A 12892-nucleotide genomic window follows, 5' to 3' on the forward strand; every position below is an offset into this window, starting at 1 on the left:
TAATATGTAATTTTTTTTATTCCACTAATGCCTTAACCCTTTCTTCTCCACTAATTATACTAGTAATTCTAACACCAAAATTTTCATCTACAACTACTACCTCACCGTAAGCTACTTTTTTACCGTTTACTAATATATCCACTGGTTCTTCTGCTAACTTATCCAGCTCTATTAAAGATCCAGTTCCCAAATTTAAAATATCACGAATGTTCTTTTTAGTTTTTCCAAGTACTACGGAGATTTCTAATGGAACATCTAATATTAAGTCAATATTCCTAGGTGAATTATAAACAGGAGCATTTGTTAATGGTTTAAAGGATGCTTGCTTAACTTCTACTTGTGGCTCTTGCCTTTCAATAGGTTTAGCACGATACTCCGGCTCAGTTTGTGCACTGGTATAAGCTGCTTCCTGCTGCGCTGATATTTTTTGCTCCACCTGTTCTTGTTTTGGTTCTACCGTTGTAGTTTGTGGGATAATTTCTTTTGGAACCTCTAAAGGCTCTTCTGTACCCATCATAATATCTACTATTTTTTTAGCTGTCTTAATAGGAAGTACTTGCATTATAACACTATCAACTAAATCACCAATAGCAATTTTAAAAGCAACCTGAACAACTTGTTCGTCGTCATCTATACTATCACTTAAAGGGGAGGTAGTATCATCCCATATCTTAGATTGAGGTGGAGAAATATTTACTTCTCTAGCAAACATTGTTGCCATAGAAGTTGCAGCAGATCCAATCATCTGATTCATAGCTTCTGAAACAGCACTAATTTCAATTTCTGAAAGCGCAACTGCACCTTCTAGTTTGCCATCCCCACCCATCATGAGGCTTGCAATAACTGCAGCATCAGAAGTCTTCATTACTAAAAGATTTCCCCCTGCAATACCACTTGTAAACTTAACGTCTAGTGCAATATTAGGAAGTTCATAATTACCTCTTAACTCTTTAAGTGTAGTTACTGAAACCACTGGAGTTGCTATATTTACTGGTTGACCTACTATAGTGGAAAGAGCTGTTGATGCTGAGCCCATAGAAATATTTCCAACCTCACCTAGCAAATCGCTCTCAATTTCAGAAAGTTCAAATTGTCCTATAGGTTCAGAACTCGTTTCTTCTGTAGGGCTCATATCACTTCCATTTAGGAGAGCGTCGATTTCTTCTTGTGAAAGAAAGCCGTTACTCATAATTTTCCACATCCTTATCTATTATATCTAATATCTGAATCCCTTTGTTTTTACCTATAGTACCAGGAATACCTGTATAACATAATTGTCCCTCTACAAATACTTTAACTGGGCTGTCACTTGTATTATCCAATGTAATTACGTCCCCTTCCGTTAATTGTAGAAATTCATTTACAGTAATATTTGTCGAACCTAGCACTCCTGTCATTGGAACACTTACTATATTTAACCTACTCTTTAATTTGTCTCTGGATTCACTTACAATTTCTTCATCATTTTCTCTAAACCAATATTGAACCACTAGTTTATCTAATACTTTTTCAATGCTTAAATAAGGTATACAAATATTTATAAATGTACTATTATTACATAGTTCTACTGAAAAAGTAATTAGGGCAACAGGCTCATTGGGCGCTAGGGTTTGATTAAGTGCAGGATTGGTTTCCAATGTCTCAATTTCTGGCTGCACATCTAAAACATCTTCCCAAGCAAGTTTCAAATTAGCTATAAGCCCTGCATTAACATTTCTTAATATATTTTTATCTATATCAGAAAATTCTTTGAGTTTGACCTTTCTAGCACCCATTCCTCCGAGTAGTATATCAATTACTTGATATGAGAATTGAGGATTAGTCTCAAATAATATAGACCCACTTAGCGGTGGCATTTTGAATATAGTTAAAATAGTAGGGTTAGGTATTGAATGAATAAATTCCTCATAGGTTATTTGTTGAATACTTTCAATTTTAACCTTTACATTGTTTCTTAGCTGTGCTGATAAATAACTTGATATTATTCTTCCGTAATTGTCGTGAATTAGCTCAAGAGTTCTCAGATGATCTTTTGAGAATTTTTGAGGGCTTCTAAAATCATATAATTTAATTCTATGTTTTTCCTCTTCACCCGGGAGCTGATCTGGTTCTATTTCCCCAGAAGAAAGGGCAGATAAAAGTGAATCTATTTCACTTTGTGATAATACTTCTGCCATATTCCTACCTCATTTCTCTGTATAACATATGAATACTATTTATCTTTTGATAAGCTCTTATCTTTCGATAAGTTTACTAATATCAATTAACGTAATTATTCTATCATTAAAGTTTATTACCCCTTTAATATAGGTTTTATTTCTATCAGTTTCAATTTTTTCAATTTGTTTTTCATCAATTTCTAATACTTCATCAACTTGGTCTACAGTTACACCAACAGATTCATCGCCTAGGTTTAATATAATAATATTTTCTTGACTGCCTTCACCTTTTTCAATGTCTAAAAGGAGATTTATATCTAATAGAGAAATTATATTACCTCTTAGATTAATTAAACCTTTTATGTAATCTGGAGACTTAGGTACCTTTGTTATCTCCATCATATCATTAATGCTTTGAACTTTAGCTGTTTCCACTGCAAATTGTTCTTCATTAACTTTAAATACTACTACTTGCATAATATTCCCCTCCTAGCCTACAACTTTTTTTATTGCTTCAAGTACCCTATCTGCTTGAAATGGCTTAACAATAAAATCTTTTGCGCCAGCTCTTATTGCATCCATAACCATGCTCTGTTGACCCATAGCGCTACACATAATTATTTTTGCAGCAGGATCGAAAGCTTTAATTGCTTTTACAGCTTCAATTCCATCCATATCAGGCATTGTTATATCCATAGTAACAACATCTGGTTTTTCTACTTTATATAGTTCCACAGCTTTTATTCCATTGCTTGCTTCCCCTACAACCTCAAACCCATTTTTTTCCAATATATCTTTTATCATCATTCGCATAAATGCTGCGTCATCAACAATTAGTACTTTAGCCATTTATATTACCTCCAATTAATTTACACCTAATGAATTTAGTATTTTCTCTAATGATCCAGGCATCGGTATATAATAAAAATGCCCACTCACCTTTTGATTTTCTTGTAAAAACTGTGTTTCTAAATCAAGTACATACTCATCGAATTGACCTGACTCAATAAAAGTAGTTGATAGTATTGCTCCCATCATATCGAGTGCAACTGCTGGCACAGATGGTAAAAGTGTAAGATTCGTAAGTTTTGATATGGCATTCATGTAGGAACTGGAAATAATATTTCCTATTTCACACAATGCTGAACTTCCAATCTCCGTTATCTGTTCTTGCTTTTCGCCCATTAACGTGGATATTATTTTTAGTGCAGCTTCCTTTTCAAAAGTAAACAATATATTTCCTGGGATATCTCCAAGGACTCTTACAATTACACCAATTACTACTTCTTCAACTCCTATTTCAGAAAAAATATCATCAAAAGGAATAATATTTACTGATGGCACTGCCATATCTACTTTTTCATTAAGTAGCTCCGATAATGATGTAGCTGCATTTCCTGCACCAATATTACCTACTTCTTGTAGCACATCTAACTGCATAGCACTAAGCTCAGAATAATCCATATTATGTCCTCCTTATACTAAAGCAGCAACATCTAGTATCAACGTAACTAATCCATCTCCTAAAATAGTTGCTCCTATATATTCTTTTAATCCCTGCAAGGTTTTTCCTAGAGGTTTTATTACTATTTCTTGCTGCCCCAGGAGTGAATCTACTAAAAGTCCTACTATTTTTTCTCCCACTTTTACAATAACAATATATTTCTTTTTGCTGTCACTAGTTTCTATTTGCAATTTCTTGTTTATCCTTACTAAAGGAATCACACTATCATTGTAAACAATAACTTCTTTATTATTAGTTTTCTTAATTAGGTTGTCCTTATAATCTATTACTCTATCAATGTATCCAAGAGAAATTGCCATAGTTTCATCACCAATTTTTACTAGTAGCGCTTGAATAATTTGTAGTGTCAATGGTAATCTTATAATAAATGAGGTACCTTTGTCAATTTCGCTTATTGCATCTACAGTTCCACCCAAAGCAGCAATTTTAGTTTTAACAACATCCATGCCTACTCCACGTCCAGAAATATCTGTTACTTTCTCATTAGTGCTAAAGCCTTGTGCAAAAATCAAGTTCTTTATATCCGCTTCTGACATACCATCAGTATTTATACCAACTTGATTAGCTTTTGTTTTGATTTTATCAACATCCAGCCCTTTACCATCATCTTCCACCTTTATTATGGCTTTAGTGCCCTCAGCATAGGCTATAAGTTTAATTCGACCAATAGGATTTTTCCCTTTAGAAATTCGATCCGCAGCAGGTTCTATACCATGATCTGCAGCATTTCGAAGTAAATGTAGTAATGGTTCTCCTATTTCATCTATAACTGTCCTATCAAGCTCTGTCTCCTGTCCTTGTATTACTAGTTCCATTTCTTTGTTTAAGTCTTTGGACAAGTCTCTTATCATCCTTGGAAATCTATTGAATACTACTTCGAGGGGTAGCATTCTAATCTTCATAACTAAATCTTGCAGCTCTGAGGTAGCTCTTGCTACTTGTTCTAGTGTTTCATTTAAATCAGTTAATTTATGAACACTGCTTATCTGTTCTAGTCTTGTTCTATGGATTACAAGTTCAGACACCATATTCATAAATTTATCTAATCTATCAAGTTCAACTCTCACAGATTGATGAGCTTTTTTATGAACTACAGCTTCTTTCTTATCCTCATTTTTATTCTCTGGGGTGGCCACATTTTTTACTGCTTCACTAGCAACTTCTGGAGACTGCTCAATTGTTTTAAAATCTCCTGGGTTATCAGAAAAATCCTCTTTGCCTTTCTTATCTTCTACATCATATACAATTACTTTTTCTACCTCAGAAATATTAAGCAAAATATCATTAACTTCTTCTTTTAGTTTATTAGTAATATAAATTAAATTTATTTCAAACTCAAAGTTCTCATTCTCTAGGTCCTCAGCTCCTGGTATGGATTTTATTATTTCACCGTAATCCTCTAAGCTTTTAAAAATTAGAAATGCTCTCGCTGCCTTAAGTAGAGTATTTTCACTTAGTAGAATCTTTATTTCATAGACATTGAACATTTTTTCTTTGGCTTGCTTAACAACATCAATGTCATATTCATTAAGATTAATTCGCTCAATGTGATTATAAGTACTATCCGTAGTCACCGCAGTTTCTATTTCCTTGTCTTCAAGGGTGCCATGTCCTTCTGCTATGGAATGTAGGTCCGCTATTATATGCTCAATGGGAAGTTCCTGCGAATTGCCCTCTGAAATATTATTTACCATCTTTTCTAAGGTATCTAGACATGTAAATAAAACAGTTACCACTTTTTCTGTTACCTTAAGTTTGCCCTCTCTAAATTTAGATAGAACGTCTTCCATTTTGTGTGTTAATTCAGCCATTTGACTAAAGCCCATAGTTGCAGCCATACCTTTTATTGTATGAGCTACCCTAAATATTTCGTTAAGCTTATCCATATTTTCTGGTTGTTGTTCTAATGTAAGAAGTGCTTCATTCAATGTCTGTAAGTTTTCCATAGATTCTTCTAAGAACATTGACATATATTGTGATGTATCCATTTTTTCCCCTCCCCTTTAAATAATACCTGCCCTTATACTTTTTTATAGATAAATGTAGATGCCTTTTCAAATCCATACTCTTTATAATTATATATACTTTCAGTGGCCCCAACAAAAAGTAATCCACCCTTTTTTAATGACTCACTAAATTTCTTGTATATTTTATCCTTAATATCCGCATTGAAATAAATAACCACATTTCGACAGACTATTAAATCAAAATTGCTTTCAAAATTATCTAAAATAAGATCATGTTTCTTAAACTCCACCATTTTCTTAATTCCTGAATTAATGCAATATTTATCATCTTTAACCGTGAAATATTTATCCAAAAATTGTTTTGATACATTTTTAATTTCCGAATAAACATATTCACCATTTTTCGCCTTTTGAAGTATTGTACTGTCTATATCTGTAGCCACAATTCTATGATTAGTTCTTGAAGATAAGTCGTCCACAATCATAGCTAAGGAATAAGGTTCAGCCCCAACAGAGCAAGCTGCACTCCAAATTTTAAGCCCTGAGTTATAGTTCAGTTCAGATTTGATTTTGTTTGAAAGTTCCTGGAATATTTCAGGGTTTCTGAAAAATTCCGTTACATTAATTGTTATAAAATCTAAAAATTTCTGTTTTTGAAGGGGATCACTCGTAAGTAGCTTAATGTACTCTTCAACTGTTTTCACTCCAACTCTTGACATTAAACTTAAAATTCGTCTATGTAACTGATTGGATTTATAAGCTGCTAAATCTATTTTATATTCTTTTAAAACCCACTGCTGAAAATATATTAAATCCATTAGTTATGCTCATCTCCCCATTATAAGTCTATTAATTTCCTGTGCAACATTATCAAGGGGAATAACTTCATCTACTTTGCCTGTTTCAAAAGCTGCTTTTGGCATACCATATATTATGCAAGTAGATTGGTGCTCAGCTATAGTAATCCCACCATTATCTTTAACAGCCACTGTGCCACTGGCACCATCGTGTCCCATTCCAGTAAGTATAACACTTAATAGCCTCGCTCCATAAACTGTTGTGGCGGATAAAAATAGTTTATCCACTGCTGGCCTTACTCCCCAAATTGTTGGCTCTGTATTTAGGTGTATTTTTTTGTCTTGACCTATCTCCATATGAAATCCACCAGGAGCAATATAAACTGTATTTTTTTCAACCTTGTCTCCATCCTGAGCCTCAACAACCGTTAATTTACTGTTCAGATTCAGTCTATCGGCAAAGGCCTTTGTAAATCCCGTGGGCATATGTTGCACCACAAGGACTGGGACTCCTAAGTTATCAGGCAGCGCTGTTATCACCTTATATAAGGCTTTTGGCCCACCTGTGGAAGCTCCAATAACTACAGCCTCTAGCTTATGTGCTACTTGTGTTTTAACGTTTTTTTGATACATTATTGTATTTTTACCCTCACTTTGCATAAAAGCCAATTTTATTTTTTCCACCAATTCTTCTTTAACCTTATTAATGTCCAGAGATATTGCTCCAGAAGGTTTTGCTATAAAATCAAAAGCTCCTAGCTCAAGACATTCCATAGTTAATTCCGTGCCAGTCTTAGAAATACTACTGAGCATAATAACTGGTATATTTATATTGTTCTTTTTCATTTGTTTAAGGGTTACTATACCATCCATTTTAGGCATTTCAATATCTAAAGTTATTATATCAGGCATTTTATACCTTATTTTTGCCAGCAGTTCTTCACCATTTCTTGCTGTATCTATAACTTCCATTTCTGCCTCAGCATTAATCATATCAGAAACAATTTTCCTCATTAATGCTGAATCATCCACTACAATTACTTTGATTTTCTTTAACAATATATATCACCCCAATAACTACGCAATTATACTAAATTTCCACCGTTCCCATACCTACTGTTCTAATAGATAGTAATCCATTTGTAGTATCAAATATTAATGTTCTGCCTTTATTACCACCAATATCTTCAGATAATATTGGAATAGATAAAATTTTCAGTGCATTTTTTACCGCAATACCATTTCGGCTTCCAATGTCCATAACTATACTTTTATCCGGGAAGTTAAACATGGATGCTCCTCCCGCTATTTTAGCTCTCATATTTTTAAGCTTTGCACCCTTTTTTATCATATTTTCTACGAGTATAGGAATAGCTAAATCTGCAAATTTCATTTCGTTGGTTATTTTATTAAATTGAAGACTATCTGGAAGCATTATGTGTGCCAATCCTCCAATTCCTAAACCCTTATCAAAAATTGCTATACCCACACAAGATCCAAGACCTACAGTTATTAATCTATTAGGGGCAAAGGCTACATTTAGATCTGCTATTCCAACTTTTATTTCACTATATTCCATAATTACACCCTATTTTATAATATTTCATTTTTTTCTTCTTCGGTTAATATGCCTTCAAGATTCAAATATATTATTATTCTACCATCAATCTTAATGAGTCCTTTAATATATCTTCTGGATATTCCAGAAATGATTTCTGGTGAATCTTCTATACTATCTATCTTGACATCCTTAACTTCAGAAACAAAATCAACTATTATACCTATTTTACTATGGTCTTGCTTCGCAACTATTATCTTAGATTCCGCTCCAATTTCAGTTTTCTGCAAATTAAATCTTTTTGATAGTGTTATAACTGGTAAAATCTTATCTTCGTAATTTATAACACCTTCCACAAATTTAGGAGAATCCGGGATTTTAGTCGCTTCTTCGTATTCCAGTATTCTTTCAACTTCCATAATACTGGTAGCATAGTACTCATTATTTATGCTAAAAATCAAAATTTTAATTTCTTGCTGCTTCATATTACATCCCCCTACAATTGTAATTTATCTACAATTAAATCTCTGTTTTCATCTATAAATGCATGGATATTTTTACTAGAATTATCTAAAATGTATTCTTTAGCCCCTATAATAAATCTAGTATTGGGATAAGCAACTTCTGCCCATATGTGGCCATGGTGGCTTTCTACAATAAGCCTTGTTGCCACTCCCCCAAGTCCTCCAACTATTTTGCATTTAATTTCTTTTCCTGCTTTTATAATTCCACCTCTAGCTACACTTTTATCCTTTTGAAAAATCACACTGTCACTTGCCTCTATTTGTGACACATATTGTCCTTTACCACTAAAGATAATATTACCAGAACTCTTAATTATTGAGTCTTGACAGTAATCTAGCAATACATCCACGGGAAGAGTCAAATCCATCTCAAGCAAGGATATTTTATTGTCAATAATTGTTATTGCATCATTTAATTCCTCATAATGCCCAATATTAAGAGGGGCCAAATTTAGTATTCTATTTTTAATTATAAATAGTAATTCATCCTCTGTATTCTCCTCTTTCAATATTCTCTCATGTATCTTAATTGCATGTAGTGGGATTTTTTTAAATTTAGTTTCTAATAAAATTTTAACAAGTTCACCATCACTAGTATTTCTATCTAAAAGGTTCATATCTTTTAATTGCGTTATTGAAGATATTAATTTACTGAGATCATTCTTCATATTTTTTAAGTCACTTAAATATTCTAATGTTAATACATCTTCTTTTCCAGCTGCAACATTTGAATGAATTACATTACCTTTTATCACAACATCACCACTCGCAGTAATTTCTGCTTCTGCAACATTGTTTTTAATTAAAATACAATTGCCTGATTCTACTTTCATACCTTCTCTTACACTTCCACTTATAACTATATCCCCTACAAATTTAATGTTTCCTGTTTTTAATTCCACATCTCCATTTATCTCATAAATCTTATAAACGAAAAAAGTATTGCCCCTATTTGATGGTCTACCTTCGGCTGTAGCCACTACAGTAAATTCATCCATCATAGTGCAGCCTTCTCCTGCACCTAATACTATTTTTTTCGAAGTTTTAACTCTTATAATCTTACCCGTAATGTCTATTCCATCCTCACCTATTTTACCTGGAGTTAATACAGCTAGAACTTGTCCTTTTTCTACACCTTTTACACTACCTATCGCCTTGTAGTCAATCATTTCTGCATTGTCGTATACTTTATCCAGCTTACCCTGTGCATCCTTGTATTTGATGTCCAAACTATCATCTATTGCCTCTATAGTTTTCTTTCCAGATGCAATAAGCAATGTGTCAATTTTCTCAGCTTTTACACATTTTATAAGAGTCATCTTCAAAACACCATATTTAATATTCTGATTTCTTAGTTCATCTTTAATTTCTGATTCAGTAAATTTGGGTGGCATAATTTCTTCTTTTACATCTATTTCTAGTTTAAGTGAGTTTTTGGGCTCAACATCTTTTAGTTTATAAATAGTACTCGGACTATACGATATACTAATATAAGCCTCCATCTTGTCTGAACTTGTACTTAAATTCATTTGCCTCTTAGCCACAACTTCTTTAAAAACAGTTTCAATATTACTTTCCTCATATAAGGCGGCGCCCCCACGAACATTTTCGCCATCTATAATTACTGTGATATCACTATTAGTAGAAATTACCGCTGGCTTTCCACCCTCTTTAGGATTTTTTATAATAATTCTACCCTTCTGAATTTCTATAGTTCCATTTATCTCTTCCCTTTGAGTGTCTTTTTTAAGAACATCTTCTTTTAACTCATTCACTTTAGCATAATCTTGTGCAAGACCATCTTGCTTATTATTGTCTTCCTCAAGGTCACCTTCTATAGTATCAACAGAAATTACAGCATGTTTCTTAAAAAATCCATTTTTCTCCTCAAGTATTGAATATTTAAACTTTTCTATGGGTACCCCCAAACTAAAACTTGCGCTTTGTAAACATTCATCAACATTAACCCCTTTAAATTTTTCACCACATGCTTTAGTTACCAATTATACCACCTCTTTCATATAGAGAAATTATACCATAATTCCTGTATTTTTTTACTTTTTATTTCTTTTACTTTTATTTATAATGTTTTACTAATTTATCGTTCTATTTTTAAGAAACTTTACAAATTTCTGTTTATTATTGTCTAATTCTCTTTGATATTCAACCATTATGGAATTTATTATTGAATTTTTTGAGGAATTGAAGAAAAATGAATCTACACACTGTATTGGTAGCACCTCTGGTGAGGTTCCTGAAATAAAAAGTCCCGTTAAGGATTCAATATCTTTTTCATAAATATTTCTTTCCTGGAAGTCTATATTTAAATTTTGGCAAGATTTTATAATAAACTGCCTTGTAATGCCAGGCAAAACATTTTCAACTTTTGAGGTTACAACTGTGGAACCTATAACCATAAAAATATTTGATTTACTACCCTCAGTAATAAAGCCGTTATCGTCCACTAAAATTGCCTCGTAAACTCCACTATTTGCAATTTGCTGATTTACTTTTTCTCTAAAATCGCTATTTATGACCTTAGCATTTGGATTAATACGTTCTCCATGATACGTAATAGTTTTTACGCCCTCATTGTATTGCTGCTCAGTAGGGTATGAATGGGGTATGAAATAAATTAAAAATCTTTCATTTAATAAACTATTATTTTCACCACTTCCCTTATTAGGGTCATAATTTACAACTAATTTTACATTTCCGTTACAAATTTTATTCTTATCTATTAGCATAATAATTCCATTTATAATTTGGTCCCTTGTAACTCTCATAGTATATTTCATTATATCAGCAGAATTTTCTAATCTATTTAAGTGTTCCATGAGAAAAATTGGTAGGCCCTCACTTACCCTTATAACTTCATAAAGTGATTTACCTACACTCATGTCATAATTCCCAAACTCTTCGCTTCTCTTAAATTCGTCCCCAAATAAAAAGTATTCATTCATGCATTTGTCCATATCTATTTCCTCCTTGAAGTTTTTTGTTTATTTCCATTTTAAGATTTCAATCTTATCATGTGTTTTCCTGAAATTTATTAAGTAAGGGTGTCCCACTAAATTAAAAAGTGGCAAATCTGACAGTGAATCAGAAAACATATAAGATTCTTCGAAATCCACTTCAATTTTTTCTTTTTTTAAAACTTCCATTAGTCTTTTTACTTTTTCTTCACCTTTACAATTTTCACCCATAATTTGATTTCTATGTAATCCATTTTCCAGAACAAAGCGAGTTCCTATTACCTTATCCACTTCTTGTATTTTGTACAGCTCGTTTAAATAGAATTCAGCAGAAGCTGAAATCAAATAGATTTTATAGCCCTCTGCCTTCATTTTTTTTATCATTACAATTGCGTCTTTGTATAATATTTTGCTTAAACGTTTTTCATAAAATTCTTTCACAATTTTTTTCATATCATTTTCCTCTAAACCATCAATAAATCGTATAAAGGTTTTCTTTACTGTAGGAGCATCATGGAGCTTCAACAGGTAAAAAATAGATGAGTATATACTTTTAGGTAGATATTTTAATAATTTAGGATTCTTTCTCATCATAAAAAAATAGAATTCTACTAATGTCTCTCTTTTTGTTAGTGTGTAATCAACATCAAATATAGCTAATTTCTCCTTCATTGGTTATCCTCCCTCTTCATATAATGTAGTTGAGTTCATTGATCATAGAAAAGTCTGAGTAACTACGAATGTGTTACTTCCATGGTACTCTTATCACAAGAAAATTACTATTATTATTGTTACCATAAGGTTAATTTACATTCCACTATTTAAAATTTAAAAAAAGCCGCTGCATAAGCAACGACTCTTTTGGTAAAATTATTTCTCTGTTTTAATCATTTCTTCATAATATGCAGTTACTTCTGCGAATTCTTCATCCTCTGGGATAATTAATTCACCAGTTTCGTCATCTCCAACTACTTTGAAAAGATATATTGAATCGTCTTCTGGATTTTGAACTAATGCATATTCATTATCTTTAAAAGTAAATCCATCTACTATTTCACATGGAACTACATTACCATTTTCATCTTCTAAATCTACAGTTAGTGCTTCTCCTTCGCCTTCTCCACAGCCGCATCCACAGCCATCACTCTCATGTTCATGATCATGACCTCCGCAACCGCAACCTTCGTTTTCATGGTTATGTTCGTTTGAACCACATCCGCAACCATCATTTTCCTCGCATCCGCAAGAAGTTTTTTTATCTTCATTCATAATGTATTACCTCCTACATTCAGTATGTTCTAATTCTAACCTTAATCGTGAAATATTAAAAGGTTTTTTTTATATTTTCTTGTTAATTTATTGTTAAGTATTTTATTTCCCTATAAAA

The 12892-nt window shown here is 32.4% G+C and carries 14 protein-coding genes; all 14 read right to left on the minus strand.

All coding sequences use genetic code 11. From position 1 onward, the window contains the following. Nucleotides 1-16: 16 nt before the first annotated feature. Entirely contained in the window at nt 17-1132 is a 1116-nt protein-coding gene (gene fliY, locus KPL51_RS14370; RefSeq protein ID WP_376770093.1) for a flagellar motor switch phosphatase FliY, read from the minus strand. Nucleotides 1133-1181: 49 nt separating this feature from the next. Then, complete coding sequence (gene fliM / locus KPL51_RS14375; protein WP_216162965.1) at nt 1182-2177, minus strand: flagellar motor switch protein FliM; 996 nt, start codon at nt 2175-2177, stop codon at nt 1182-1184. Nucleotides 2178-2234: 57 nt separating this feature from the next. Further along, nucleotides 2235-2636: a chemotaxis protein CheW gene (locus tag KPL51_RS14380; protein WP_216162967.1), complete on the minus strand. Its 402-nt coding sequence runs from the start codon at nt 2634-2636 to the stop codon at nt 2235-2237. Nucleotides 2637-2648: 12 nt separating this feature from the next. Beyond that, nucleotides 2649-3008, minus strand: a complete 360-nt coding sequence (locus tag KPL51_RS14385; RefSeq protein WP_216162969.1) for a response regulator — start codon at nt 3006-3008, stop codon at nt 2649-2651. A 15-nt stretch (nt 3009-3023) separates the two neighbouring features. Continuing rightward, the gene (locus KPL51_RS14390) at nt 3024-3623 is read right to left on the minus strand and encodes a chemotaxis protein CheC (RefSeq protein ID WP_216162971.1); all 600 of its coding nucleotides are present in this window, start codon (nt 3621-3623) and stop codon (nt 3024-3026) included. A 12-nt stretch (nt 3624-3635) separates the two neighbouring features. Beyond that, complete coding sequence (locus KPL51_RS14395; protein ID WP_216162973.1) at nt 3636-5672, minus strand: chemotaxis protein CheA; 2037 nt, start codon at nt 5670-5672, stop codon at nt 3636-3638. Between the two features lie 32 nt (nt 5673-5704). Then, nucleotides 5705-6469 (minus strand): CheR family methyltransferase, encoded by a 765-nt coding sequence (locus tag KPL51_RS14400; protein ID WP_216162975.1) that lies wholly within the window; start codon nt 6467-6469, stop codon nt 5705-5707. A 9-nt stretch (nt 6470-6478) separates the two neighbouring features. Next, on the minus strand, nt 6479-7462 hold the full coding sequence (locus tag KPL51_RS14405) for a protein-glutamate methylesterase/protein-glutamine glutaminase (RefSeq protein WP_216163072.1): 984 nt from the start codon (nt 7460-7462) through the stop codon (nt 6479-6481). A 76-nt stretch (nt 7463-7538) separates the two neighbouring features. Then, nucleotides 7539-8027: a chemotaxis protein CheD gene (locus KPL51_RS14410; protein ID WP_216162977.1), complete on the minus strand. Its 489-nt coding sequence runs from the start codon at nt 8025-8027 to the stop codon at nt 7539-7541. 14 nt (nt 8028-8041) lie between these two features. Continuing rightward, nucleotides 8042-8491 carry a chemotaxis protein CheW gene (locus KPL51_RS14415; RefSeq protein WP_216162979.1) on the minus strand — a complete coding sequence of 150 codons (450 nt, stop codon included), beginning with the start codon at nt 8489-8491 and terminating at the stop codon, nt 8042-8044. A gap of 11 nt (nt 8492-8502) precedes the next feature. Then, nucleotides 8503-10533 carry a flagellar assembly protein A gene (locus KPL51_RS14420; RefSeq protein WP_216162981.1) on the minus strand — a complete coding sequence of 677 codons (2031 nt, stop codon included), beginning with the start codon at nt 10531-10533 and terminating at the stop codon, nt 8503-8505. 90 nt (nt 10534-10623) lie between these two features. Further along, nucleotides 10624-11505, minus strand: coding sequence for an aminotransferase class IV (locus KPL51_RS14425; protein WP_216162983.1), 882 nt, complete (start codon nt 11503-11505; stop codon nt 10624-10626). 27 nt (nt 11506-11532) lie between these two features. Further along, complete coding sequence (locus KPL51_RS14430) at nt 11533-12177, minus strand: HAD-IB family hydrolase (RefSeq protein WP_216162985.1); 645 nt, start codon at nt 12175-12177, stop codon at nt 11533-11535. Between the two features lie 198 nt (nt 12178-12375). Beyond that, nucleotides 12376-12774, minus strand: a complete 399-nt coding sequence (locus tag KPL51_RS14435; protein ID WP_216162987.1) for a DUF1292 domain-containing protein — start codon at nt 12772-12774, stop codon at nt 12376-12378. Nucleotides 12775-12892: the final 118 nt, after the last annotated feature.

The sequence above is a fragment of the Clostridium bowmanii genome (assembly GCF_018861315.1).
Classification (GTDB): Bacteria; Bacillota; Clostridia; order Clostridiales; family Clostridiaceae; genus Clostridium_AD; species Clostridium_AD bowmanii.

Excerpts from the sequence above, each read along its gene's own strand:
- KPL51_RS14395 (WP_216162973.1), bottom strand. The coding sequence starts at position 5,672 with ATGGATACATCACAATATATGTCAATGTTCTTAGAAGAATCTATGGAA.
- fliM (WP_216162965.1), bottom strand. The coding sequence starts at position 2,177 with ATGGCAGAAGTATTATCACAAAGTGAAATAGATTCACTTTTATCTGCC.
- KPL51_RS14410 (WP_216162977.1), bottom strand. The coding sequence starts at position 8,027 with ATGGAATATAGTGAAATAAAAGTTGGAATAGCAGATCTAAATGTAGCC.
- KPL51_RS14400 (WP_216162975.1), bottom strand. The coding sequence starts at position 6,469 with ATGGATTTAATATATTTTCAGCAGTGGGTTTTAAAAGAATATAAAATA.
- KPL51_RS14435 (WP_216162987.1), bottom strand. The coding sequence starts at position 12,774 with ATGAATGAAGATAAAAAAACTTCTTGCGGATGCGAGGAAAATGATGGT.
- fliY (WP_376770093.1), bottom strand. The coding sequence starts at position 1,132 with ATGAGCCCTACAGAAGAAACGAGTTCTGAACCTATAGGACAATTTGAA.
- KPL51_RS14430 (WP_216162985.1), bottom strand. The coding sequence starts at position 12,177 with ATGAAGGAGAAATTAGCTATATTTGATGTTGATTACACACTAACAAAA.
- KPL51_RS14390 (WP_216162971.1), bottom strand. The coding sequence starts at position 3,623 with ATGGATTATTCTGAGCTTAGTGCTATGCAGTTAGATGTGCTACAAGAA.
- KPL51_RS14425 (WP_216162983.1), bottom strand. The coding sequence starts at position 11,505 with ATGGACAAATGCATGAATGAATACTTTTTATTTGGGGACGAATTTAAG.
- KPL51_RS14385 (WP_216162969.1), bottom strand. The coding sequence starts at position 3,008 with ATGGCTAAAGTACTAATTGTTGATGACGCAGCATTTATGCGAATGATG.
- KPL51_RS14415 (WP_216162979.1), bottom strand. The coding sequence starts at position 8,491 with ATGAAGCAGCAAGAAATTAAAATTTTGATTTTTAGCATAAATAATGAG.
- KPL51_RS14380 (WP_216162967.1), bottom strand. The coding sequence starts at position 2,636 with ATGCAAGTAGTAGTATTTAAAGTTAATGAAGAACAATTTGCAGTGGAA.
- KPL51_RS14405 (WP_216163072.1), bottom strand. The coding sequence starts at position 7,462 with ATGAGGAAAATTGTTTCTGATATGATTAATGCTGAGGCAGAAATGGAA.